The sequence below is a fragment of the Fibrobacterota bacterium genome (assembly GCA_019509785.1).
Classification (GTDB): Bacteria; Fibrobacterota; Fibrobacteria; order UBA11236; family UBA11236; genus Chersky-265.
Window position 1 is genome coordinate 106,162 of the sequence record JAEKLQ010000023.1, and the last position, 25,932, is coordinate 132,093.

The following is a 25,932-nucleotide window of genomic DNA, read 5'->3' on the forward strand; positions in this document are numbered from 1 at the left end:
GGGCGGGATGACGGGATCCAGCGAAGAGATGTTTTTCTTCGACGGCGTCGGCGGAAAAAGGCTGCTCGGCTTTTTCCACCCGGCGGCGGGGCCCGCCCGGCGGGGCGGCGTGGTGTATTGCCATCCCTTCGCGGAAGAGAAGAACCAAAGCCATGCGGTCATCGTCCGCACTGCGCGCGGCCTGGCCGCGGCCGGCATTCCCGTGCTGCGTTTCGATTTCAGCGGCTGCGGCGACAGCGAAGGCGATTTGCAGGATGCCTCCGCGGAGGATTGGGTGGCCGAAGTGGGTTGCGCGGCGGATTGGCTGCGGAAGCGCACCGGGAACGCGCGCGTGGGCCTGTGGGGTTTGCGGGCCGGCGCCAACCTGGCCGCCTTATATGCCGCCGGCCGCAGCGACGTGGCCTTCGCGGTCTTGTGGCAGCCCCTGCCCGATCTCAAAACCTGCATGACCCAGTTCTTGCGGCAGAAGTTCAGCTCCGAACTCGCCGCCGGCAACGCCGAAGGCTTTTCCGTGAAGGGCCTGGTCAAGCGGCTGGAGGCGGGCGAAACCCTCGATGTCATGGGCTATCCGGTGACTCGCCGCCTGTATGAAAGCTTCGCGACGAAAACGCCTCCGTTATCCGCCTGCGAATTCCCCTTCCCCCTTTGCCTGGCCGCCATCACCGAAGCGGATGCGCCCCCGGACGCCCTCAAGCGGATGGCCGAGGGCTTGCGCGCCTCCAATCGGCCCGCGCCTTTGCAGCATGCCCGCGAAGTGCCTTTTTGGGATCGGTATTGGCGCTGGGAAGCCCCTTCCCTGCCGCAGCTCACGTCCGGCTGGATAGCCTCCGTAGCCTAGGAGCCATGATGGAGGAACCCGTCCGCTTCCTCGCCTCGGGCAAGGCCTTGTACGGCATCCTGCATTTGCCGCAGGACGCGGCGCAGGCGGAAGAGGTCCTGGTCATGATCGTGGGGGGTCCGCAAACGCGGGTCGGAAGCCACCGTTCCTATACCCTCATCGCCCGGGAGCTCTGCCGCCGGGGCCTGGCCGTGCTTCGCTTCGACTATGCCGGCATCGGCGACGGCGAAGGGGATTTCGCCGGCTTCGCCTACGCCGGCCCCTCCCTGGAAGCCGCCTTGGATTACCTGCACAAGCGTTTCCCGGGCCTACGCAAAACCGTGCTCTGGTCCCTATGCGACGGCTCGGCGGCTTGCGCCCTGAACGCGCGCCAGGCGGCGCGCCGCGTTTCCGGGATGATCTTATGCAACCCTTATGTGCATTCGCAGCAGGGCCACGCGAAGGCGCTGCTCAAGCACTATTACCGCAAGCGCATCATGGATCCCGCGTTCTGGAAGAAGCTGCTTTCCTTCCGGATGGATCCGCGCAAGGTGCTCTCCTCCTTTTTCGGCTTGGCCAAAAGCGCGACGCAAGCATCGGATACGCGCTCCCCTAAAACCGGACCCGCCGACGCCGGCGTCCCCTCCGCCGCGGTCGCCGCCGACGCTGGCAGCTCCTCCGCCCCGGTTGCCGCTCCCGCGCCGGCCGCGCCTCCCGGGCTGGTGGGACCGGGCGATGATCCGGAAGGACTGCCCGAGTTGGTGATGGAAGCCCTCGAGGCCTACGCGGGTCCGTTAACGCTGATCATGAGCACGGACGATTTTACCGCGCAGGAATTCCTGGCCTTGTACCGCGAGCGCGATACCGGAAAACGCCGGGGACGGCATCGCACGGATATGCGCATCGTGGACGGGGCCGATCATACCTTTACGGCTTCGGAATGGAAAAAGGCCGTATGCGATTTGACCATGGAGGCCTGGGACAAGACGCCCGGGCGGGAGGGATAGGCGGTGATAAGGGTATTGCACGACATTTTATCCGCGGCCGCCGAGGCCTGCCCGAACAAGAACGCCGTCCTGCACAAGGATGATGCCTGGACCTACGCGCGCGTGCGCTCGGATTCGGCGAAGCTGGCCGCCATCCTGATGGAGGCGGGCATCGGCAAGGGCGATCGCGTGGGCTTCTACCTGGAAAAGCGCATCGAAAAGGTGAATGCCATTTTCGGGATCTCCATGGCGGGAGGCGTATTCGTGCCCATCCGCTGGCAGAACCTGGGGCATCAGGCCGCGCATATCATCCGGGACAGCGGCACCACGGTGCTCATTACCACCTACGCGCGCCTTCCCGCCATCGCGGAAGTGCTCGGCGAGGCCGCCTGCCTGAAGTTGATCGTCGCCATCGGAAAGCCGGAAGAGGGCAAAGGCGCGGCGCTGCCGGGCGTGCAGGTGCTGGATTGGAGCGCCGCCATGGCCGCGGCTCCGGATACCCGGCGCGGGCCGCGCGTGGTGGAACCCGATCTCGCCGCCATCCTGTATACCTCGGGATCGACGGGCAAACCCAAGGGCGTTGTGCTCAGCCATTTGAACATCGTGGCCGGGGCCCGTATCGTATCCGAATTCCTCCAGCTCACGGAAAACGATCGCCTCCTCAGCCTGCTCACCTTCGGTTTCGACTACGGCCTCAACCAATTGACCACCGCGTTCCTCAACCGGGCGCAAATCGTGCTGATGGAATACCTGTTCCCGCGGGATGTCGTTTCCGTGGCGCGCAAGCATGCGGTCACGGGCATCGCCAACGTGGCCGCCGGTTGGATCCAATTAGTGGATCTCCCCGGCCTCAACCAAGGCAACCTCCCCTCGCTGCGGTACATCACCAACTCCGGGGGCGCGGTCCCGGAGAACGTGGTGCGTAAGCTACGCCAGAACCTTTCCGGCACGTCCATCTTCCTGATGTACGGCCTCACGGAAGCCTTCCGATCCACTTTCCTGGATCCAGCCCTGGTCGACAGCCATCCCACTTCCATGGGCAAAGCCATTCCGGGCGAAGAGATCATCATCGTCGACGAACACGGCAAGCCCGTGCGGCCGGGGGAAACCGGTGAGCTGGTCCATCGCGGCGTCCTGGTGGCGCAAGGGTATTGGAACGCGCCCGATCTCACCGCTGTCCGCTACCGCCGCAGCCCGTTACAGCCGGCGGAGGTGCCGGTGCCGGAAATGGCGGTTTTCTCCGGCGACCAAGTGCGCATCGACGAAGAAGGCCTGCTGTATTTCGTGGGACGCAAAGACGAAATGATCAAGTGCTCCGGGAACCGCATCAGCCCCACCGAAGTGGAAGAGCAGTTGCATGCCTCCGGCATGGTCAAGGACGCCATGGCGCTGGGCATTCCCCATGCGGTTTACGGCCAGGCGGTCTACGCCGTGATCGTTCCCGCGGAGGGCCGCGCCGCCTTGCAAGAGAGGGAGTTGCTAGATTATTGCAAAACATCCATGCCGCCTTATATGATCCCCCAACACGTCGAAATCCGCGAGGACCTGCCCAGGAACGCCAACGGCAAATTGGATCGCGCCTTGATCAAAACGCAGGTGTACGCCAAATTGGGGATCGCTCCGAAATGAAAACCTCCCTTCCATGCTGAGCCCCGCCACCGAATTCTTCCCCGGAACCCGCTTCGGCCGCATCGGGGACGCTTTGGCGGTCGCGGGAAAGCCCATCGCCGACATCGTGCGCCAATACGGATCGCCTCTCTTCATCTACGACACCGGCATTCTTCGCTGGCGCCATGACGCCCTCCGCGCGGTGCTGCCGAAGGAATTGCTGATCACCTACGCCGTCAAGGCCAATCCCAACCCGGACATTGTGCGGCTTTTGGGGCAATGGTACGACGGCGTGGACCTCGCCTCGCAAGGCGAGATGGAAGTGGCGCTCAAGGGCGGCGTCCCCGGCGCCAAGATGAGCTTCGCCGGCCCCGGGAAATCGCGGGAGGAATTGCGCTTCGCGGTGGCCAACGGCATCGGGACCTTGAGCCTGGAAAGCGAAAGGGAACTGGACCACTTGGAGGCCATCTGCGCCGAAACCGGCAAGACCACCCAGGCGCTCATCCGCGTCAATCCCGATTTCGAATTCTCGCGCTCGGGATTGAAGATGGGCGGCGGCTCCAAGCAATTCGGCATCGACAGCGAGCGCGTGCCCGCGCTCATCCAGCGCTTGGCAGCCTCCAAAAACGTCCGCTTCAAAGGCATCCATATCTTTTCCGGAACCCAGAATCTGAACGCCGATTCCGTCGTGGAGGCGTTCGGCAAGATCCTCGAGTATGCCGTGGGCCTGAAGGCGGCGACGGGCTGCCGAATCGACATCCTCAATCTGGGCGGGGGCTTCGGCATCCCGTACTTCAAGGGCGATGCCCCGCTGGATTTGGAACGCGCGGGCGAAGGCGTGCGCAGGCTTTTCGCCGAGTACGCGCCCAAGCTGCCGGGCACGCGCTTCAAGACCGAACTGGGACGGTTCCTGGTGGGCGAGGCCGGGATTTATGTTTCGCAGGTGCGCTACCGGAAGGTATCCCGCGGCACGGTATTCCTCATCCTCGACGGCGGCATGCATCATCATCTCGCCGCCTCGGGCAATATCAGCCAAAGCCCCATCCGCCGGCAGATGGTGCTGGCGGCGGCCAACAAGATGAACGGCCCGACGGAAAAAGTGAACGTGGTGGGGCCGCTTTGCACCCCTTTGGATACCTTCGGCATGGGCATCGAGCTGCCGGCCCTGGACGAGGGCGATTTCGTGGCCATCCCGAATTCGGGGGCCTACGGGCCCAGCATGAGCCCGGTGGGGTTCCTCAGCCATCCGCCGCCCCGGGAAGTCCTGCTCTGAAGCCGTTCGCGAGGCGGGGCGCGGCCGAGACCGCCCCCTCGCGGATCAGAGCAATTGATACCTTTCCGAATCATCCATGCCGCGCCCGTCCATCCGCATCCTGCACATCATCCAATCGCTGGGAATAGGCGGGATGGAAAACCGCATCGCCCGCCTGGCCGGCGGGCTTGATCGCGGGCGTTTCGCGGTGGAGGTGCTGAGCTTCCGCCCGCCGCAAAGCGGCCGCCTGGAATTGCCTCCCGGCACCCCCCACCATTATTTCCCCGTCCCCTCCGGCCTGCATCCCCTGCGCATCCTCCGGCTGGCGCGCTTCATACGCGCGGGCGGTTATACCGCGGTGCACACCCATAACTGGTCGACCATGTTTTATGGCATAACGGCGGCCTGGTTGGCGCGCCGCCCGGTCATCCTGCACGGCGAACATGGCTTGAACCGGTCCGACCTGGCCGGCATCCCTTGGAAGCGGCTATGGGCCCAGCGCATCCTCTGCCGCATGGCCGACGCCATCGTCCCCGTGAACGGCGTCATCGCCGCCTACGTATGCAAGCATTGGCGGCTGGCCGCCGGTATCCCGCGCGTGATTCCCAACGGCGTCGATTTGTCGCGCTTCCATGCCAAGGAAACGCGCGGCGACTCCGCACGCGACCCGGCGCGATTCGAGATGGGGATGGTGGGGCGGCTGGACGAGGTCAAGGATATCGGTTGCGCGCTCCGGGCGCTCCAAAGGCTCAAAGCCGCGGGCCAAGCCGGGGGCATGCGCCTGACCCTGGTGGGAGACGGGCCGTTGCAGGCCAAGCTGGCCGATGAGGCCCGCGCCATGGGCGTTGCGGAAATGGTGGACTTCGCCGGCGCCCGCGCCGACGTACCTGCCTGGTACGGCCGTTTCGACCTGTACCTGAATACTTCCGTCTACGAAGGCATGAGCAATACCCTGCTGGAAGCGATGGCCTGCGGCCTGCCGCTGATCGCTTCCCGCGTTCCCGGCAATGCCGCTTGGCTGGCCGAGGGGGAGAACGCGAGGTTTTTCGAAAGCGGCGACGATGCGGCCTTGGCCGCGGCCATCCTGGCTTTGCGGGACGACCCGGCCTCCCGGGCGGAAATGGGACGGCGCAACCGTGCGAAGGTCGAGAAGGAATATGATAATAGGCGGTTCCTCGCAACCTATGCCGGACTTTACACGGAATTATCGGGCCATGCCGCAAGCTAGGCCCGTCGGGGCCGGTTGCATGGCCAGGAGGCGGATATGATTGAAGTGAGGTTGGCGGAAACCCAGGCGGAAAGGGACGCCCTTCTCGAGCCGGCGCGCGTATTGGCGCGGGAGGCGGAAAGCAACCTCACCTTCCATCAATTGCCCGTGCCCATGGCCTGGTGGAAGCAATTCCATAGCGAACCCGGAGAGGGCGATTTCGGGAGCAAGCGCATGCGCAATTTCCTGGGCATGCGCAGCCGCCTGGAAGAATGCTTTTTCGCAGCGGCGGAATCCGACGGCAAGTTGGTAGGCCTGGCCCCGCTCGCGGTCTTTTCCGTCACCGTGAAATCCAACGCCCCTCCCCTTAAGGTGCTCTGCTTTTGCGCCGACTCGGTCACGGTCTTCTACCAGGATCTGCTGATCCACCCGGGTAACCGCGAAGATACCCTCGCGGCCTTGCTGGATTTCCTGTGCGCGCATGCCGAGAAGCAGAACATGCTGCTTTTCCTCGGGTACATCCCGGAGGATTCGCCCAATCTTCCCGGCTTGAAAAAGGCCGCGGAGGCGCGCTTGCAGGCGGGCTGGAAAGGCGGCCTGGTCACCAACCGCTATCGCGGCGGCGTATATCCCTGGACCTTGCATCCCTTGGACTCGGCGCTGGCGGGGCTTAAGGAAACCGTCCCGGCCGATGCGGCGTTGTGCGAATCGATCGAGGCGCTCAAGGAAAAGCTAGGGAAGCAAGGCCCCACCTTGCTGACCTTCCAGGCCACGCGCAAAGGCCTGGAGCAGGAACTGGAATCCTTACTTGGCCGCATCCCGGCGGAGGGCGCTCCCGGCGAGGCGGCCCGCAAAGCGCGCGAGGCCATCGCATCCGACGTGATCATCTACCCGCATCTGAAGCTGCCCGCATCGGTGGAAGAGTTCCAGCAAACCTTGAGCTCCAGTCGCCGCTATTATTTCCGCCGCTACCTGAAGAAATTCCTGGAGGCGAACGGCTCCTTCGAAGACATCGCCCCCGCGGACCTGTCCAGCGCGGACGTGGAAGAATACTTGGCCTTGCATCGGCAGCGTTGGGGCAGCGACTCGGTGGCGGTAAACGATTCCACCATCGATTTCCACCGGCAGATAGCGATGGAAGGGGCTAAGATCGGTATATTCCATCTGTTTTTCGCCAAAGTGGAAGGCCGCCGCATCGCGGCCCATGCCTGCTTTGACATCGGCAACCGCCGGGAGTACTTTTTTTCCGGCCGCACTCCAGAGCTGGAAGACCTCCGGGCCGGCAAGCTGCTGGTCATGCATACCGTACAGGACGCCATCGCCAAGGGATTCAAGTTCTATGATTTCGGGTATGGCGGCGACGAATATAAAAGCGAATTCACCCGGACGCATCGGTTGGCCAAGTCGCTATTCCTGGCGAAGGACGGGGCTTTGCTCGATCTGGAAAAGATCTTCCCGAAATACGAATACATGTCCTTGGAAAGCGCGTAAGGGTGGCTAAGCGTGTTCTCATCATCGCTTTCCATTTCCCCCCCATCCAAGGCAGCAGCGGTTTTTTGCGCACGCTCAAGTTCGCCCGCTACCTGCCGGACTACGGCATCGAGCCGACGGTGCTTACGGTGAACCCCCGGGCTTACGTGGCCGTGGATCCCAAACCGGTGAACCAGTTGCCCGCCGGAGTGGAAGTGCATCGCAGCTTCGGATTGGACGCGCAGAAGCACATGGGCATAGCCGGGCGTTACCCCGCCTTCCTGGGCATTCCCGACAAGCATGCCTCCTGGATCCCCGCCGCCGTGCTGGACGGCAAACGCCTGATCCGCAAAAAGAGGATCGAAGCCATCTACTCCACCTATCCCATCCCCAGCGCGCACGTCATCGGCCATGCGCTGGCCAAATGGACGGGCTTGCCCTGGGTGGCCGACTTCCGCGATCCGATGTGGGACGAATTCCTGGAAGTGCCCAAGCCCGTGTTGTGGGCGCGCAAGCGCATCGAAGCCGCCGCCATACGCAAGTGCACGCAGGCTTTGACCACCACGCAAGGCATCGCCGATCTTTTCTACCGACGCTATCCCGAACTGCCCAAAGAAAAGCTCACCGTCATCTCCAACGGCTTCGACGAGAACGATTTCTCCCGGCTGCCGCCGCACTCGGGCGCGCGCGCGCCCGGTCCCGTGACTCTGACGCATGCGGGCCTCCTGGAACAAGTCGATCGCGACCCGGTGCCTTTCTTCCGCGGCATTAAGCTGGCCATCGATCGCGGCGGCATCCGCCGCGAACAACTGCAAGTCAATCTGATGGGCACGGGCAACGATGCCATCTACCAAAAGGAAATCGCCGATCTGGGCCTGGGCGACGTGGTCCGGCTGAAGTCGCCGGTGCCTTACGCGCAAGCCATCGACATCATGTCCGCGTCGGACATCCTCTTGCTTTTCCAAGGGCCCAGCTGCGAAGCGCAGATTCCCGCCAAGCTGTACGAATACATGCGCGTTGGCCGCCCCATCCTCGCCTTGACCACCCATGAGGGCGAAACCGGCCGCTTGGTGAAAGAGACCGCCTCCGGAACGGTGGTGCGGCCGGAAGATCCCGAACCGATCGCGCGGGCCGTCACCGAATGGGTGCGTGCGGTGCAAGCGGGCCAGGCTTTGCCCGCCGCCAGCGCCGGGACCGCGCGCGGATTTTCGCGCCAGAACCAGGCCCAGCGTCTGGCCGGGATATTCGCCGGCCTCGGCAATGCCAAATGAAACCGGAAACCGAAATCGAAAACACAGTCATCACCCATAAGGGATCCCCATGCGCAACCTGATCCGACTTCTCGCTTTATGCTCACTGATAGGCGCGGCCTTCGCCGCCAAGGGCGGCCCCGCGGCCAAGCGGGCGGCCCCGGCCCGGAAGGCCGACGTCGCCCCGTTCTATTGGTACTACTACGCCGTGGACTCCAGCCATCAGGACGGCAAGGAGATCGGGTTTTATTCAAAGCTGCGTTACGCCCCGGACGGTAAGCTCAAGGTGGGTTATCGCGGGCATTACGACGTACGCTTCGCGGAGTTCGACGGCCGGAATTGGCAAAAGCAAACCATCGACACCGGGGCGGGATCCGACGCCAAGATCGACATGGCCTTGGACAAGGACGGCAATCCCCACATCATCTACCACGACTGGCAATACGCTTACGTCTACTACGTCTGGTCGGACGGCCACGATTGGCACCGCAGCACGCTCGATACGCTCGGCAGCGGCGGCGGCTTCTACCAATTGTCGGCGCAGATGGACGCCAACAACGTTTTCCATGCCATCTACACGGCCAAGTACCAGGACTACGCCAATCTTACCTACTCCTATCTGCCGGTAGGCGGGGAGCGCGTCGGGCCGACCCGGCCCTGCGACTGCGGTCTCAGCGCGAAGTGGAACTCGATCACCTTCGATAAGAACGAGAAGCCCGTATTCGGCTTCTTCATCCATAACGGCGAGTACCTGAACGTGACCTATATGGACGGGGGCCAATGGAAGAACCAGGCCGTGGATACCGCCGGGGGAACCGGCAAGTTGCCGGGATTCTACGCCTCCATCGCGCATGACACGGGCGATTCCTTCTACCTCTCCTACCAGGACAACGACAAGAAGGGCTTGTACATGGCGTATGGCACGCCGGGCGGAACCTGGACGGTGGAAAAGATCGATAGCATGCCCAGCTTCACCTATTTCACCACGCAAAGCGCCTTGGTCCTGGGCCCCGACCGCACCCCCTATGTGGTCTATCCCTGGGTCGAATCCTCCGATGCCCTGGTCGCGACCAAGGCCAAGCTGAAGCTCGCGTACAAGAAGGACGGCCAATGGATCACCCAGACCGTCGACTCCGGCGAAGTGGTCGGCGAGTTCCCTTCCATCGCCATTTCCAAGGATGGCCTCCCGGCCATCACCTACGTCGATCGCAAGGGATTGACGCTGTGGTCGGCGATGGCGAGCAAGACCGCGCCTCCCGACACCAACAACAACGGCATCCCCGATTATAAGGAGCAGCCGTCGGGCATCAAGGCCATCGGGAGGCCGGGGAAAATCCTCGGGGGACGGCACGGCAGGGGCGCCTTCTTCGACTCCAAAGGCCGGACCGTAGCGCCGAAAGGGCAAGCCGCGTCGGGCGCGCCTGCCGCGGGCAGATCCGCTACGGGCGCTTATTTCCAGGTCGAGGCCGGCAACGCGGTAAGCGAACCCCAAGCCCGTTAGGCGCCATGCGCGGATTCCTGGTCCTTTACTTTCCCGGCCAACCGGAGCCGGGCGGCGATAGCGCCGGCTTTTCCGGGCGGCTGGGGCGATGGATCGCCTCCTTCCCGCCGGGATCGCTGGAGTCGCATCAACGGCCGGGATTCGCCTGCCATCTCTTTTCCCGTTCCCCGGTTCCGCCGGGCCTCAACCAGGTGACGGCGGATTCGCCGGCGGGCTTCCGCCTGTTCGTAGGCCCGAAGGCGGGCTTGCAGGCCGGTTCCCTTCCGGAGATCCCCGACCACGGATTGGACGCGCTCGCCGCGCGCCGCAGCTTGTTCGGGGACGGCATGGAAACCACCGTGCTGCTCAGCCTGGACGCGCGCGACGGCTCCCTGGCGGTGAAAACCGATTTGCTCAACTCCACCTACGTCTATCACGCCCGCATCGGCGGCATGCTGGCCTTTTCCAATTCCTCGCTCCTGCTGGCGCGGCTGACGGAAGCGGAGCCGGAACCGGAATCGCTTCTGGATTTCCTTTCCACCGGTTCGATTTACGGCAATCGCAGCCTGTTCCGCGGCATCACCACCTTGCGCCCTTCCTGCTTTTACAAATGGGAAAAGGGAAACGGGAAGGCGTTCGCGGAAAGCCGTCTCGAATACTGGAAGATGCGGGACATCGCTTTCGCTTCCTTGAGCCTGCGCGAGGGGAGCGATCGCATCCTCGCCGCCTTGGACGGCGAATTCGCATGGCTTAAGCGCAGCGGCGGCAAGTTCGTATTCGATCTCACGGGAGGCTACGACTCCCGCGCCAACGTGGGGATTGCCTTGCGTAGCGGCCTGCCCTTCCGCGCCACGGTTTCCGGCGACGACCGGCACGAGGACGTGGTGCTGGCGCGCCGCATCAGCGAGCGTTACGGCATCGATCTCAAGGTGGCCCGGCCGTTGGATACCACGGACGGCGAGGAATTGCGCGCCATCCTGGAGCAGGCGGTCGCCTGCTGCGATGGCGAATACGATGCCTTGGAGTACGCCAACATCCTGCACATCCATACCCGGTATTTTTCCGAGGGCGAGGCCAGCGTACACGGGTCCACGGCGGACGTGGCCCGGAATTATTTCCTGCTGCCGGGATTCTACCGTCCCACGCCGGAAGGCGCGCTCGACCTCGACGCTCTGATCGCCAAGAAGTTTTCCCCTTTCCTCGATCCCGCCCGCGTTTTCAAGTCCGACCTGGGCCGGGGCTGGGCCGCGCATATGCGCGACCAGATCGCCGCCTACGACGCGCCCGGTCTGCCCGCCTACGCGCGGCTCGACCTCGTCTACCTGCGCGTGCGCATGCAGTACTGGCAGGGGCGCATCGCCTCATCCACCAATCGCGTCCATTCCAGTTTCACGCCGTGGACCCGCATCGACGTATTGGAAGCGATACTCTCAACGCGTTGGCAGGAGAAATCCGGCGGCATGCTGAGCCGGACCTTGCTACAGCGGATGCATCCCGGATTGGATGGCTTTCCCATGACCGGGGGGAATTTCCCCGGCATCGGCGCGGCCGCGGCGCTGCGAAGCCTCCCATCCCTGGCCGGTTTCTTCGCGGGTAAGGTGGCGAAACGGGTGTCCCGTTCGGTACACCCTCCGAGGCCCGCCCAACCTTTGGCCTCCTTGCAGAGCGACGTAAACGCGGGCATCGGCAGGATCGAAAACCTTCTCCACCCCGATTTCATCGCCGCTTTGCGCCGCCAAGGGACGGATTCGCCACCGGCACTTTTGGTCTCGCGAATTTGGACGGTGCTTAAAGCTTATGATTGGAGTCGTAAAATCTGATTCGGATAAGACCTATCTTTTGATTCTGGCCCCGTTTTATGGGCCTCCCAAGGGCCAAATACCGCTTGACAAGAATGCCGATCCTGCCGAAAATATGATGTTACGAGTCTCACCGGGAAAATCGTTTTTTAAAATCGTCCGGAGGTAGGTTTTATGCCTTCCAACCCAGCGCTCGGCCTCCTTTTCCTCGGCGTACTGGCCGCCTTTCCGGTAGCGGCCAAACCCAACCAAAAGCTCGCCGATCTTCCGGCGGATACCTGGTATACCGTCCAGAATTCCCAGATGTCGAAATACTGCCCCACCCCTTACGTGGGCGGGACCAACGGTTGCAAAGCCATTGTCCAATCCTGGAACGGGGGACTTTTCATTCCCGACACCAAGTCCATGCTCGTTTGGGGCGGCGGGCACGGCGACTATTACGGCAACGAGGTGTATGCCTTCAGCATCGATTCCCTGGGCTGGACGCTCTTGACCCAGCCTTCCCGGACCTCGCCGCTCATCGATCAGGATCCCCTGCCGGACGGGAACCCGGTAGCGCGGCATACCTATGATGACCTGGCCTACATCGGCCACGCCAAGAAGATGTTCGCCTACGGAGGCTCGCGGGCGGGTAACGGCTACGCTACTACGGTGACCTGGACCTTGGACATCGCCTCGAAGGCCTGGAAGAACATGGCGCCCCCCGGTACCACTCCCCAAGGCGCTTGCTGCAACATGTCGTCGGATTACGACCCCGTGAGCAAGATGGTGCTGTTCCGGGATCCCTATTCCGTTTTCTCCTACGATTACGACGGCAACAAGTGGAGCAAGCTGTTGGATTGGAGCCATAGCTGGGGGCCCCAGAAGGGCGTGGTCGTACCCGCGCGCCGGTTGTATTTCACCATCGGCAGCGGGGAGTTCCTGGTTTACGACATCGCCGCGAAGAAGGACGTCAGCGCCAGCTGGAAAACCACGGGAGGCGACTCCATCATCGCCGGGTACGGCCCCGGCATGGCCTATGACAGTAAAACGGACAAGCTGGTGGCCTGGAACGGGGGCGGGGTTTACGCGCTCGACCTGACCACCAAGGCATGGACGCGCATGTCCTCGACGGGAGCGCCGCCGGCGCAATCCCAATACGGGACCTACGGGCGTTTCCGCTATGTCCCCGAGGAGAACGTGTTCATCCTGGTGAACGATATCGAACAGAACGTTTCCTTCTACAAGTTGTCGGCGGGCCCGGGCACCTCCAATGGCGTGCGAATCCCCCATCCCGCCGCGCCGGGCACGGGCATGCAAAAGCTGATCTTGGAACCCGGCCGCCCCGGGCAATGGCCCGCCTTGACCATCCCCCTGGACGGATCCAGAAGCCGGGTGGATGTGGGGATTTACGATACGCGGGGTCGGCTACAGACCCGCTTCGGCGACGTGCGCGCGGCGGGCCGGCTGATGCTCTCCTTGCCGGGAGGGAAAGGCGTTTACCTGGTGGAAGCGCATGCCTCGGGCAAGACTTTTTTCCGCGCCATGCTGACTTCGGGCTAAGGCCGAAGCCCGGCGCTCTCCGGAACCCTTTCCGCCTGCTTGCCTAGCCCGCGATCAACCGACGGCCATCGCCACCGCTTGCTGGGGGCGCGCCAGCAAAAAGGTCCCGGCCGTGGTCGCGTCCTCCGGCGACAACGCTTTGAACGCGCCCGCCAGCTGATCGATTTTCAATCCGTCCTCGCGCACCGATTTCGATTCGTGGATCACTTCGAAACCCACGTCGTTCAGCAATTGGATATGCGCCGAGCGCGGCTTGCGGTTGAGCAGGAAGATGCGCTTGCCCTTGATGAGGCTCCAGAGCAGCTCCGGATAGGCCCAATGCCCGTTCCAGATGCGCGAAGTGTGATGCGCCTTGAAGTCGATGGTATGCGACATGAAGCCGTCCGGCTTGAGCCACATCGCCAGGGCGCGATAAGTGCCGCTCAGGCCTTCCACGTGTTCGAGCACCGCTTGGGAAAAGACCATATCCACGGAAGCGCGTTGCAGTACCTCGGGGCGATCCCAGGGCGCGAAATAGGCGATGCGTCCCTTGGGGTTGGAGCCGTCGCCTTCCAGCTCCTTGCGCAGCGAGGCGACGCGGGCGGGCGCCAGGGCCTGGCCCAGCCGATCCGCATCCAGAAAGGCGGGGAACGCGTACGACGACAAGGTGGGCCGTACGGAAGGGAATTCATCCGGGCCGGGAATGGGCTCGCGCTTGCGCAGCAACTCAACCAGCTCGTCGAAGATGCGGAGGTTGCGGGTGAAGTTGGCGAAGCGGACAACGTCCAAGGCGAAGTACCGTTCCGATCCGGAGAGCAGGCCGGCCAATCCCAATCCCAGGGAATCGCCCGGTCCCAACTCCGCGATCACCTTGGGATAGGCGTCGCAGCCGGCCGCATGGGCCAGCGACAAATGCCGTAGCCATACCGAGTAGCAATAGCGGGCGGAATCCGATCCGCCGGTCCCTTCGCGGCGCTGGACGATCTCGCGAAGGTAAGGAAAACGCGTGGCAATCCCCTTTACCAGCTCGCGGGAATTCATGTATTTCAAGGCGATCAGTCCCATGGGTATTTCCTCGGTTACGGCACCAAAAGTAGACAAAAGGCGGGCCCGCTTAATAAACTTTCGGAGCCCTGCCCTCAATGCCAAAATCCCTCAAACATTTCTGCCTCGATTCGCTGGGAAACCTCCTTCGTAAGCTGCCTTTCGCCCCCCGCCTCGCCGCTTTCTGCGATTCCCATCGTTTGGGTTTGCGTCCGTTTCCGCGCTTGTCTTCCCACTTAGGGCCCAAATTCCAAATCCTGATTTACCACCGCGTCGTGCCCGAGACCGATCCGTTCGCCATCACCCCCTGTCCCACGGCCGATTTCCGGGCCCAGATGCGGGTGCTCCACGACTACTTCCATGTGGTTCCTTTGCGGGAAATGGTGACGGCCCTGACGGAAGGCCGCTCCATCCCCGGCGCCGTGGCCATTACTTTCGACGACGGCTATCGCGACAATCACGACCACGCCTTTCCCATCCTGCGAGAATTCGGATTGCCCGCCACCATTTTCCTGGCCACCGATTTCATCGGCACCGGCGCCGTGCCCTGGCATGATCGGGTGCTGGCCGACTTCCGCGACGCCACCGCGGCGCGTTTCGCCTTTCCCGATGCGGGCATCGCCGAGATGGATTTCACGGACCGGTCCGCGCGATGCGACGCCGCCTTCCGCGTGCTGGGCTGGCTCAAGCGCTTCACGCCTTCCGAACGGGAGGTTCAGATCGCCCGGCTGAAGGGGAAATGCGCGCCCCTGCCCGCGGACGGACCGCCGCTGATGCTGGATTGGGACCAGGTGCGGACCATGCGCGCCAATGGCATCGCCTTCGGGGCGCACACCATGTCCCATCCCATCATTTCGCGCTTGCCCGCGGCCGAGATGGAAAAGGAAATCCAAGGTTCCAAGGCGGTGATCGAACGGGAGTTGGGCGAGAAAATCGATCTGTTCGCCTATCCCAACGGCCAGCCCGGAGACTATAACGAGGTGAGCCGGGATTTGGTGCGCCAGGGAGGCTTCGCTTGCGCGCTCACCACCAGCTCCGGGGTGGTCATCGGCGGGCAGGACCCTTACGCTCTGCTGCGCCGGCAGGTGTGGGATCCGGACGTGGACGGTTTCTTCTTCCGGATGCTGGCCGAAAGGTTGGCCGCGTAACCTAGGCGTTACCTAGGGCGGCCTGCGGCCCGGCGTCCGGCCTGGGGGCGCGGCCGGCTTTCCCCGCTTTCCGCTTCGTCTGCCCACGCTGCCTGGCGACGCTGGCCGGGTACACCCCCGCGAAGGCGTTGGCGAGCATCACCCAGGCCATCAGGTATTCGTTGAAGGGCGCGTTCAGGAAGGACATGGCCGAGAGCAGCCCCAAGATCCCCGTCACGAAGGACAATCCCAGCCCCGCCATTCTCTTGTCGCCCATCCGGTTGGCGAGATTGACGGCCTTGATGGTGCGCGTAAAGGTGACCCCGATCAGGACCAGATAGAGGATCAATCCGGGAACGCCCACCTCCGAACTGAGCTTGAGATAGATGTTATGCGGGTTGTGGGTATCGTTGGTATAGGAAAACGCCACTTCCAGCCAGCCGTCGGGTCCCCATCCGAAGACGGGCCGATCCAGGCTGGCGTGCAGGGCCCCCGTCATGAGATTCATGCGCGAGGCCGCCGAGGCTTCCTTTTGATCCACGCCCAGGTTGATGGTGCCCATGCGCTCGAACCAGGCCGCGGGGAGGATCAGGTAGACCACCAGCCCGATGAGGATCAGAAAGCCGGTATCGCGGAACTTGCGCCGGGAAATGAAGAGGACGTAGCTGAGCGACATGAGCGCCAGGCCGATGGACGCGCCGCGCGAAAGGGAATAAAAGATGGTGGAAAGGCTCAGCAGGAAGAATAGCCAAAGGACGGCGCGCACCGGGATCTTGAGCTTGTAATCGTAATTCCTGGCGAAGTACAACAGCACCGGCAAGGTGCCGACGATGGCGGCGGTGAAATCGTTGCGCTCGGCCATCTGGCCGCCCCCGATGCCCAGATCGATGTTGACCCCGTGGATGAGGCAATGCAGCCCGGCTTCGGCGGCCCAAGGGGCCACGGAGGCGCATAGGGCTCCGGCGATGAGCAGCACGTCCCGCGGCTTGTTGATGGCCGTGAACATCAGCATCAAGGGGAGGAGATACTTGAGGTAGCGTACGAACTCCGGCCAGGCCACCACCTGGAACGGGGACATGGCGGTGCATACCAGGATCCAACCGAGCAAGGCGCCGGCGGCCAGGAAATAAGGCCCGAAGATGGGCCGGAAGTTCCCGCGCGCGAGGTTGATGCCATAGGAGAGGATGAGCACCCCGAGCACGTAATAGGCCACGGGATAGGCCCCGTAATCCTTGGCGAAAGTGAGCGGCTGGAAGATATCGTTCCACAGGAAAAGGCCGGTGGCGTAAGCGACCGTGTTCAGCGCCAGGAAGGTGCCGAGCAGATAACAGAATCCCATGACGATGAGTCTGATGATGCGCTCCCGTGCGGTCGGCGGCGATCGCCGCTATTTCCCGGCCAGTCTAGTGAAGATGGGGTGCAATTGCGCGGAGACGGCCTCCCAGGTGCGCGCGCCGCCTTGCCTGGCGATGGCGGGGCGATCCCAGGCGCGAGCCAGGGCCCGTTCCAAGGCTTGCGCGAGGGCGTCCGGTTCGCGTTCGTCGATGAGCAGGCCCAATTCCGGCGAGGTCACGATTTCCGGCATGCCCCACACCTTGGTGCCCACCAACGGCAGGCCGCAGGCCAACGCTTCGGTGACGGCATTGGGCCAGCCTTCGCGGGAGCTGGCCATCACGAACAGGTCGCAGGCGCCGTACCAATCCGGCAAGGCGGAGTTCCCCACCGCCCCCGGGAAAATCACGCTGCCGGCGATGCCCAGGTCCGCCGCCAACCGCTTCAGCTCCTGGCGCATTTCCCCGTCGCCGACGATGGCCACGCGCAAACCGCCCCGGTCGCGCAATTTCGCGAAGGCGCGCAGCAGGATGTGGAAGCCCTTCCGCTCGATCAAGTGCCCGACGGAAAGGATGATGCGCGCGTCGGCGGGCAGGCCCAGCTTGGCGCGCGCCGCGGCGGCATCCACCGGCCGGAATTTATCCGTGTCCACGCCGTTGCCGATCACGGAGACGCGCGCGTCCTCCATCCCCAATTCCAGGGCCACCTTCTTGAGATCGCTGCATACGCAGATCAGATGGTCGCAGGCGGCCAGGTTCTTCCGCAGCAGCGGGCGGATGGCGGGCAGTTGCGGGTAGAAATTCAGATCCGTGCCGCGCGCGGAAAGGACCACCGGTACTCCCAGCATGCGCCCGGCTTCCAGGGCGGCGTTGGCGTCCGGATAGATGTAATGCCCGTCGATGACGTCGATGGGGTCGCGGGCATGGATGCGCGCGACCGTGGACCGGATGCCGCGGGCCATCCAGGCGCCGTAGTAACGCATCCCGTATTTGGGGGTGATCAGGTAGCGCGGGTGATGCACTTGATATCCGGGACCCTGTTCCAGCGCGGGGACGCGCGCGTAGCGATCGTACGCGGGCGAGGTGGCGAAGGGCAGCTTGGGGTACCAGGGCACGGGGGCGACCACGGTCCAGCGATGGCCATGGCGGCGCGTATAATCCTCCATGCGCGCGCGGATGAAAAGGCCGTGCACGGGCTGCATGGCGTTGGGGAAAAGCGTGGTGAGGGTGAGGATATGCATGCGATCAGACTTTGAGGCCGAGGGACCGGTAGGTTTGGCGGTGGGCCTCGATGAGCTTGCGCCAGGAACGCTCCGAGGCCACGTATTCGCTGGCGCGCAGGCCCAAATCCCGCATGCGTTGGGGATCGGAGAGCAGGCCGTCGGCCACGCGGGCCAAATCCCCGGGGTCGTCCGCCTTGAAAAGCAGCCCATTTCGGCCTTCCTCGATCAGCTCCTTGATGCCGCCCACATCGCTGCCGATCACCGGTTTGCGCATGGACATGGCTTCCAAAGGCTTCAAGGGCGTCACCAGTTCCAGCAGGCGGGAGCGGATGCGGGGATAGACCAGTATGTCGATGAGGGAATAAAACGAGTTCACCCGTTCATGCGGCACCTTGCCCTGGACGATCACGGCATGGGAAATCCCCAGGCTCTCGGCCTTCTGCTTGAGCTCCGCTTCTTCGTTGTCGTAACCGCCGCCCACGATGAGGCAGCGCAGGTCGGGATGCTTGGGTAACATCAAGGCTACCGCGGCGAGCAGATGGACCAGGCCCTCGTACCGGTACAACGACCCGATGAAACCCAAGACCTGCTTGCCTTCCAGGCCCAATTCGGCCTGGAGCTTGCGGTCCAGCTCCGGGGGCGGGAATTTCCCCACGTCCACGCCGTTGGGGAGCACGAACAATTTGCTTTGCGGGATCCCCCGCTCCAATAGCCCCTTGCGCAGCCCCTGGCAAATGGTCACCACCGCATCGGCCTTTTTGCAGGCCGAGGTTTCGAAGGTCCTCGTGGCGCGGTAGCGCAAGCTGCCTTCCGTGGTGGATCCGTGCTCCACGGCGGCGTCTTCCCAAAAGGCGCGGATCTCGTAGACGGCGGGGATGCCCAGCTTGCGGCCCGCCCAGATGGCCGGCCACGCGTTCAATACCGGCGAGTGGGCATGCAGCACGTCCGGCTTTTCCTTTTCCGCCACCTCCAGGATGCGCTTTTCCAGCGCTTTCATCTGCGCCCATTCGCGCATCACCGGGGCCTTCTGCGTCCACGGCGCCACCGCGCCCACGCGATACACGCGCACGCCATCGAAGGTTTCCATGGGCGAAGGGCTGATCCCTTGCTTCGCCGAGGTGACGACCACCGGTTCGATCCCCAGGGCCTGCTTCTGGCTGTCCAGGATATAGCTGCTGCGGAAGGTGTATCCGCTGAAGAGGGGGAGATAGTGGTCGAGAATGTGCAATACCTTCAAGGGCATAGTCGCTCCAGATGTTCCTTTTGGGGATCCGAATCCAAGGACGGGGGCAGGGGAGGGCGGCTCACGGCTGGGGAATCGATTCCAAGGCCCGCCCGCGCGAGTCCCGCGGACGATCGCGATCCGGTACGCCATGGAAATAAACCCCGGCTGCGATCCCGACCCCGGGGGTAATCCGCAAGTTACCCAGGCCGGGCTTCGCCGGGCGCGGTTTGCCCTTTACCGGCCGCACCGGGAGCGAGGATCCCGATTTGAAGCCCGGGCCGATGGCCCACCCCGGATTCTCCGCGCCGCCGCGTTCATAGGCCCCCGCGTCGGCGGCCGCGCCCTGGGGCCGCGCCGTTCCGTTGAAATCCTTCTCGGGCGATTTGGCCGCATCGGCCACCGCCTCCAAAAGGGGGGAAGCGGCCGACGGATAAAAATCGCAGGACGCCGGAGCGCCGGCCGCGGTCACGCGCAGGAAGTCGGCCAGCCCCGTGCCCGCCTTGGTGCCCGCGATGGAGGAGGTCCCGAAGGCCACGTTCCCTCCGGCCGAGCCCTTCCCCAGCGAACCTTGGATGGCGGGCTTGCCGGCCGCGTCCTGGTAGGCGGCATTGCCCCAGAAGTAGACGCCCGTTCCGGCATTGGCCCATCCGGAAATGGCGATGCAGGTGGACTGGCAGCGGTACACGGTATTGTTGCGCACGGTGAGGTTTTCCACCGCCGTGGTTCCCTGGAACGAAGTGTCCGAATACGTCTGGATATTGATGCCCACCAGCGCGTCCATCACGATGTTGTTTTCGATCAACGCGTCCGACATCACGGTGATGCCCTCGTTGCGGCAATTCCACAGCACGTTGCCGGATACGATATTGATGTCTCCCGGCACGTCGCCGGCCAAGGGCTTCTTGCCGTAATAGACGATCAGGCCTGAACGCGAGGTGCCGCCCACGTCGTGGAGCACGTTATCGATGAATTTGGAACGATAGCTCCAGCCCTTGAATTGGATCCCGTAATGGGTGTCCTGCAGGGAATCGGCCGGGCAATTGTGGATGTAATTGGCTTGCACCAGGATATCGTGCAAGGTGTTGCGGTTGGGGTAGCCCCAATACAATCCCGATCCGCCCGTATGGTGGATTTCGCTGTTGGTGAGGGAGATGAAAGCGGCGGAATCGGGGTACAGGCTGATGCCGTTGTTGGTCATGTCGTGGATAAGGAGGTTTTCCATGGACACATGGTGGGAAAAGCGGCCCCCCATATTGATCCCGTCCACGCCGTCGTTGGCGGTTTTCATGGTCACTTCGAAGCCGATCAGCTTCACGTATTCCAAATCGGAAAGCTGCACCAGGTTGCAGCAATTGGAAGTACTGCGGATGACCGCCTTGCCTTGCGCGCGGATGACGATCCAGGCGTTTTCCGTGCCCTTGAGCCCGGAGATCTCCCAGGTCGTCATGTCGTAATTCCCCGCCGAAACCAGCAAGGTGTCCCCCGCGACCAGCTTTCCCGTCGCGTCGTCCAGCGCCGTGGCGGTGGCTACCGTCACGGTACGGGCGTAAGCCCCGCTCCCGAAAGCGGCGCAGAGCCAAGCCAAGCGGAAAACCGGAAGGAGGAAAGGCCGTTTCCGAGAATCGTTCACGGCGCGCCCCCGATCATTTCCGTTCCATGAATTTGGAGTGCCACAGCACAAAGGATAGCATGGCGAAGAGCGGGAAATCATGGTTCTTCAGGCCGCTCTGGTGCTGCTCCCAAAGCTTGCGCACGTAATCCGTATCCAGCCCCGCTTGGGCCAAAGCGGGGTTCCCCAGCAGCCGTTCCTGCCCGTATTGGCGCAATTCATTCCGGAACCAATGCCCGATGGGCGCGGAAAAGCCGCTCTTGCGGCGGGTCAGGGTTCCGGGCGGCAGGAGCGGTTCCACGGTTTGCTTGAAAATGAATTTGGAAGTCTTATCCCGCAGCTTCCACCCCGAGGGCATCTTCGCGGCCAATTCCACCAGCTTATGATCGAGCAGCGGCACGCGCACTTCGAGTGAATGCGCCATGCTGGCGCGATCGACCTTCACCAGGATGTCGTCCGTCAGATAGGTCTTGAAATCGAGGTATTGGATGCGCGAGAGCGGATCGCGGCTTTTGCATCGCGCCCAGTGGCTCTCGAATACCGAGAGGGAATCGTAGCCGCCCAGAGCGCGGCGCAAATCGCTCGTGAACAGGCGCGCCTTCATCTCCGGGAGGAAATGGGACATGGAGGTGAAATACCCTTGCAACGGCGAATAGGAGAGGTTGCGCAGCAGGGTCTTGGCGCGCAAGGGTTGCGGGAGCCAATCGGCTTTGGGATAGACGGCGCCGAGCAGGCCGAACAGGGGCCGGCGCAGAAAGTCGGGCAACAGCGCGCGCGCGCGGTTCTCCACCCGGTCGAAATAATAGCGGCGATAGCCGGCGAAGTTCTCGTCGCCGCCGTCGCCGGAAAGGGCCACCGCCACCCTTCGCCGCGCCATCTGGCATACGTAATAGGTGGGGATCATGGACGAATCCGCGAAGGGCTCGTCGTAATGCCATGCCAGCTTTTCCATGGCCTCCACGGCATCCGCTTCCACGCGGAACTCCTGATGATCGGCCTTGTAGAACGCCGCCGTCTCCGCCGCGTACCGGCTTTCATCGAAGTCCCGGTTGCCGAAGCCGATGGTATTGCTCAGCACCGGCCGTTTGGACATTTTCGCCATCAACGCCATCACGGCGGCCGAGTCCACGCCTCCGCTCAGGAAGGCGCCCAATGGGACGTCGCTTTCCATATGCGAGCCTACGCAGTCCTCCAGGCAGGCCAGCAGTTCCTCGCGGGCATGCGCGATATCCTTTTCCGATCCGCCTTCGTCCCCGGCTTCGAAATGCACGTCCCAATAAGGCTGGATCACCGGTTCGCCGCCCGGCGCGGCCTTGAGCCAATGGCCCGGCGGCAGCTTACGGATGCGCTTGAAAATGGATTTGGGGGAAGGCACGTACATCAAGGAGAAATAGTCCGAGAGCGCTTCCAAATCCATTTCGCGGCCGAAGCCGGGGAAATCCAGGATGGCCTTGCATTCGGAAGCGAAGATCAGATGGTTCCCGTGCCGCCCATAGTACATGGGTTTGATGCCCAGGCGATCGCGCGCCAGGAACACCGATCCGTCCCGATGATCGTACACGGCGAATGCGAACATGCCCCGCAGTTTGGGCAGGCACCCCGCCCCCCATTCCTTGTAGGCGTAGAGCAAGGTTTCCGTGTCGGAGCGGGTGTGGACGGGATGGCCCTTGGCCGCCAGTTCGGCTTTCAATTCGCCGTGGTTGTAGATTTCCCCGTTGAAGACCAGGGTAAACAGGCCTTCGGCATCGGTCATGGGTTGGATCCCATTGATGAGATCGAGGATGCTGAGGCGCTTATGGGCCAGGGCCGCCTTCCCGTCGGGGTGGACGAAAACGCCGGTTTGATCGGGACCCCTATGGTGCAGGGTCTGGTTCATCCCGGCGATGACCTCGGCCAGATTGGGCACCCGATGCGTTCCGATTAAACCGACCAGGCCGCACATAGATGGCAAGGAAAGTTAAATAATTAACCCGGCCTCACTCCCGCCGCCCTTGTCTTCCCGGTGCGCCGATCGGAGAATGCCTGCGGGATGTTTCCTTCGTAGGATAAAAGATCGCCATTTGGCGGGATGCAGATTTTAGATTTAATCTCCCGGACTAAGTCCGGCGCACCTGCACCGGTAACCGTAGAGGACTTGCCATGACGAACCCGTTCGCGCGCATCCATTCGGCCTGCCGTTTTTGCGGCGCACCCCTGGAAGAAACCTTTTCCGACCTCGGGATGGCCCCGCCTTGCCAAAGCCAGGTCTCCCCGGCCAACGAGAACCGGGCCGAGGCCTTCTACCCCCTGCACGCCTTCGTATGCGGAAAGTGCCTGTTGGTGCAAATCCCCGAATACGTGAGCCCGCAGGAAATCTTCACCGAATACGCGTATTTCTCCTCCTTTTCGGATTCATGGCTCAAGCACGTGAAAGCCTATTCCGACCAGATGGTGGAGCGGTTCGGCTTCGGTCCCAAAAGCCAGGTGATCGAATTGGCCAGCAACGACGGATACCTGCTGCAATGGTTCAAGGAGAAGGGGATTCCGGTGTTGGGCGTGGAGCCCGCCGCCAACGTCGCCCAGAGCGCCATCAAGAAGGGCATCCCCACCGTGGTCAAGTTCTTCGGGCGCAAAACCGCCCAGGAAGTGGCCCAAGAACATGGCAAGGCCGATCTGCTCCTCGGCAACAACGTGCTGGCCCACGTTCCCGATCTGATGGACTTCGTGGGGGGGATGAAGATCCTGCTCAAGCCCGACGGCGTCATCACCATGGAATTCCCGCATCTGCTCCAGCTCATGGATCAGAACCAGTTCGATACCATCTACCATGAGCATTTCTCCTATTTCTCATTTTTCGTGGTCGAAAAGGTTTTCGCCCACCATGGCATCACCCTCTTCGACGTGGAAGAGATTCCCACCCATGGGGGCTCTTTGCGCATCTACGGCCGGCACGCCGAGGATGCCTCCAAACCCGTCGGTCCCCGGGTGGCCGCGCTCAAAGCCAAGGAAGAAAAAGCCGGCTTGTTCAAGCCCGAGGGTTACCTCGCCTTCGGGGAGAAAGTCAAGGAGACCAAACGCCAGGTGCTGGAATTCCTCATCCAGGCCAAGCGGGAGGGGAAACGCATCGTGCATTACGGGGCCGCGGGCAAATCGAACACCTTGCTTAATTATTGCGGCATCCGTACCGATTTCATAGACTACGCCGTGGACCGCAACCCTTACAAGCAAGGCAATTACCTGCCCGGTTCCCGCATTCCGGTCTATCCCCCCGAAAAAATCCGGGAAACCAAGCCCGATTACCTTTTCATCGGCGTCTGGAACCTGAAAGACGAGATCATATCCCAGACTTCCTACATCCGCGAGTGGGGAGGACGTTGGGTGGTTCCCATCCCCAAGACCTTCGTCATCGACTAAGAGTTAAGGAAAGGCAGGAGGCATGAAGGTTCGGATCGCGGGGACGGACGACGGTTGCAATCCGTTTTTCCGGAAGCGATCCGGGGAATAGCTATGCGGATCGAAAACATCGTGGAGGAGTTCGATTTCGCCGGGGCGGGCGCCCGCATGTACGCCTTGGCGACCCGGCTGTTCCCCATCTGTAGAAGCATCACAGGGCCGGGATTGCGGGAAACCCTGCGCATCCTGGGCGAAGGCGCCCCCTTGGAAATGATCGAGGTGCCTTCCGGTACTCCCGTTTTCGATTGGGTGGTGCCCAAGGAATGGATCATCCGCGATGCTTGGATCAAGGGCCCGGACGGATCCAAGGTGGTGGATTTCCGCGAGAGCAACCTGCACGTAGTGGGCTATAGCCTGCCCGTCAACGCGCGCATGCCCCTTTCCGAACTCCGTCCCCGGCTGCACTCCCTGCCCGATCAGCCTAATCGCATCCCGTATCGCAGCTCCTATTTCAAGGAGGACTGGGGTTTCTGCCTCGCCGATGCCCGTTTGCGATCCCTGCCCGAAGGCGAATACGAGGTGAGGATCGATTCCGAGTTGAAGGAGGGTAGCCTTACCTACGGGGAATGGTTGCTTCCCGGCGCCCGCGAGGAAGAGGTTTTGATTTTCGCGCATACCTGCCACCCGTCCCTGGCCAACGACAACCTCTCGGGATTGGGCGTGGCCGCCGAGCTGGCCGGGATGCTGCGGCGATGCGAGCGGACCTATACCTATCGCTTCGTCTTCGCTCCTACCGTGATCGGATCCATTACCTGGCTGGCCCGCAACGAGGCCGTTACCGGCCGCATCCGGGCGGGCCTGGTGCTCGCCCTTCTGGGGGATGCGGGGAATCCCACCTATAAGCGCAGCCGCCGCGGGAACGCGGCCATCGACCGCGCCATGGCCCATGTGCTTGCCCGCCGCGGCGGGCCCCACGTCGTCAAGGACTTCAGCCCTTACGGCTACGATGAGCGCCAATTCTGCTCGCCGGGATTCGATTTGCCGGTGGGGTGTTTCATGCGTTCGCCGAACGGGTCCTTCCCCGAGTACCATAATTCCGGGGATGATCTGGCCTTCCTCAAGCCGGAAGCCCTGGCGGATTCGCTGTGGATCTGCGCGCAAGCGCTGTCGGCGTTGGAAGGCGACGGGATCTACGTGAACCAGAATCCCAAGTGCGAGCCCCGATTGGGGAAGCGCGGCATCTACGACGGCCTTAAAGGCAAGTCCAACCTGGGCGATACGGAGATGGCCTTGTTGTGGGTGCTCAATTACAGCGACGGGAAGCATGGGCTGTTGGAAATAGCGGACCGCGCGGGCCTGGCCTTCGGGCCCATCCGCAAGGCCGCCGATCTCCTGGAAGGCTGCGGGCTGCTCAAAGGATCGGATACCGGGAACCGGAGGCAGTGATGAAGGTCGTTTTATTCTGCGGGGGACTGGGGATGCGCTTGCGCGAAGTCTCCGAGGCCATCCCCAAGCCCATGGTCCCCATCGGATACCGGCCCATCATTTGGCACCTGATGAAGTACTACGCCCACTACGGCCATAAGGACTTCATCCTGGCCCTGGGGCATA

At 62.8% G+C, this 25,932-nt stretch carries 20 protein-coding genes; 14 read left to right on the forward strand and 6 right to left on the reverse strand.

The features are described 5' to 3' along the window. The first annotated feature begins 7 nt into the window (after positions 1-7). From JF616_02980 to JF616_03025, 10 genes are all read left to right on the forward strand, one after another. Entirely contained in the window at positions 8-838 is an 831-nt protein-coding gene (locus JF616_02980; protein ID MBW8886699.1) for an alpha/beta hydrolase, read from the forward strand. 5 nt (positions 839-843) lie between these two features. Next, complete coding sequence (locus JF616_02985; GenBank protein MBW8886700.1) at positions 844-1,824, forward strand: hydrolase 1, exosortase A system-associated; 981 nt, start codon at positions 844-846, stop codon at positions 1,822-1,824. A gap of 24 nt (positions 1,825-1,848) precedes the next feature. Next, positions 1,849-3,432: an acyl-CoA ligase (AMP-forming), exosortase A system-associated gene (locus tag JF616_02990; protein MBW8886701.1), complete on the forward strand. Its 1,584-nt coding sequence runs from the start codon at positions 1,849-1,851 to the stop codon at positions 3,430-3,432. Positions 3,433-3,445: 13 nt separating this feature from the next. Next, positions 3,446-4,684, forward strand: coding sequence for a type III PLP-dependent enzyme (locus JF616_02995; protein MBW8886702.1), 1,239 nt, complete (start codon positions 3,446-3,448; stop codon positions 4,682-4,684). Between the two features lie 76 nt (positions 4,685-4,760). Beyond that, complete coding sequence (locus tag JF616_03000; protein MBW8886703.1) at positions 4,761-5,891, forward strand: glycosyltransferase; 1,131 nt, start codon at positions 4,761-4,763, stop codon at positions 5,889-5,891. Between the two features lie 36 nt (positions 5,892-5,927). Further along, positions 5,928-7,361 carry a GNAT family N-acetyltransferase gene (locus JF616_03005; protein MBW8886704.1) on the forward strand — a complete coding sequence of 478 codons (1,434 nt, stop codon included), beginning with the start codon at positions 5,928-5,930 and terminating at the stop codon, positions 7,359-7,361. 2 nt (positions 7,362-7,363) lie between these two features. Beyond that, the gene (locus JF616_03010) at positions 7,364-8,611 is read left to right on the forward strand and encodes a glycosyltransferase (GenBank protein ID MBW8886705.1); all 1,248 of its coding nucleotides are present in this window, start codon (positions 7,364-7,366) and stop codon (positions 8,609-8,611) included. 49 nt (positions 8,612-8,660) lie between these two features. Then, on the forward strand, positions 8,661-10,091 hold the full coding sequence (locus JF616_03015) for a hypothetical protein (GenBank protein MBW8886706.1): 1,431 nt from the start codon (positions 8,661-8,663) through the stop codon (positions 10,089-10,091). 5 nt (positions 10,092-10,096) lie between these two features. Continuing rightward, the gene (locus tag JF616_03020; GenBank protein MBW8886707.1) at positions 10,097-11,890 is read left to right on the forward strand and encodes a hypothetical protein; all 1,794 of its coding nucleotides are present in this window, start codon (positions 10,097-10,099) and stop codon (positions 11,888-11,890) included. Positions 11,891-12,043: 153 nt separating this feature from the next. Then, positions 12,044-13,411, forward strand: coding sequence for a hypothetical protein (locus JF616_03025; protein ID MBW8886708.1), 1,368 nt, complete (start codon positions 12,044-12,046; stop codon positions 13,409-13,411). A gap of 54 nt (positions 13,412-13,465) precedes the next feature. Here JF616_03025 and JF616_03030 read toward each other — a convergent pair whose 3' ends face one another. Then, positions 13,466-14,455, reverse strand: coding sequence for a hypothetical protein (locus tag JF616_03030; GenBank protein ID MBW8886709.1), 990 nt, complete (start codon positions 14,453-14,455; stop codon positions 13,466-13,468). Positions 14,456-14,532: 77 nt separating this feature from the next. Here JF616_03030 and JF616_03035 point away from each other — a divergent pair, with 77 nt between their 5' ends. Then, positions 14,533-15,582: a polysaccharide deacetylase family protein gene (locus tag JF616_03035; GenBank protein MBW8886710.1), complete on the forward strand. Its 1,050-nt coding sequence runs from the start codon at positions 14,533-14,535 to the stop codon at positions 15,580-15,582. A 1-nt stretch (position 15,583) separates the two neighbouring features. On the opposite strand, the gene JF616_03040 is transcribed toward JF616_03035, so the two are convergent. The 5 genes from JF616_03040 to asnB all read right to left on the reverse strand — a co-directional run bounded on the left by JF616_03040 (position 15,584) and on the right by asnB (position 22,891). After that, the gene (locus tag JF616_03040; GenBank protein ID MBW8886711.1) at positions 15,584-16,900 is read right to left on the reverse strand and encodes an O-antigen ligase family protein; all 1,317 of its coding nucleotides are present in this window, start codon (positions 16,898-16,900) and stop codon (positions 15,584-15,586) included. 48 nt (positions 16,901-16,948) lie between these two features. After that, the gene (locus tag JF616_03045) at positions 16,949-18,133 is read right to left on the reverse strand and encodes a glycosyltransferase family 4 protein (protein ID MBW8886712.1); all 1,185 of its coding nucleotides are present in this window, start codon (positions 18,131-18,133) and stop codon (positions 16,949-16,951) included. A 4-nt stretch (positions 18,134-18,137) separates the two neighbouring features. Continuing rightward, positions 18,138-19,358 carry a glycosyltransferase, exosortase A system-associated gene (locus JF616_03050; GenBank protein MBW8886713.1) on the reverse strand — a complete coding sequence of 407 codons (1,221 nt, stop codon included), beginning with the start codon at positions 19,356-19,358 and terminating at the stop codon, positions 18,138-18,140. A gap of 61 nt (positions 19,359-19,419) precedes the next feature. After that, the gene (locus tag JF616_03055) at positions 19,420-20,970 is read right to left on the reverse strand and encodes a right-handed parallel beta-helix repeat-containing protein (GenBank protein ID MBW8886714.1); all 1,551 of its coding nucleotides are present in this window, start codon (positions 20,968-20,970) and stop codon (positions 19,420-19,422) included. A 13-nt stretch (positions 20,971-20,983) separates the two neighbouring features. Further along, positions 20,984-22,891: an asparagine synthase (glutamine-hydrolyzing) gene (asnB, locus tag JF616_03060; GenBank protein ID MBW8886715.1), complete on the reverse strand. Its 1,908-nt coding sequence runs from the start codon at positions 22,889-22,891 to the stop codon at positions 20,984-20,986. Positions 22,892-23,088: 197 nt separating this feature from the next. Here asnB and JF616_03065 point away from each other — a divergent pair, with 197 nt between their 5' ends. The 3 genes from JF616_03065 to JF616_03075 all read left to right on the forward strand — a co-directional run. Further along, entirely contained in the window at positions 23,089-24,342 is a 1,254-nt protein-coding gene (locus JF616_03065; GenBank protein MBW8886716.1) for a class I SAM-dependent methyltransferase, read from the forward strand. Between the two features lie 147 nt (positions 24,343-24,489). After that, the gene (locus tag JF616_03070) at positions 24,490-25,767 is read left to right on the forward strand and encodes a DUF4910 domain-containing protein (GenBank protein ID MBW8886717.1); all 1,278 of its coding nucleotides are present in this window, start codon (positions 24,490-24,492) and stop codon (positions 25,765-25,767) included. After that, positions 25,767-25,932: glucose-1-phosphate cytidylyltransferase (locus JF616_03075; GenBank protein MBW8886718.1), on the forward strand; the 166-nt coding region annotated here is incomplete at its 3' end. The genes JF616_03070 and JF616_03075, both read left to right, overlap by 1 nt.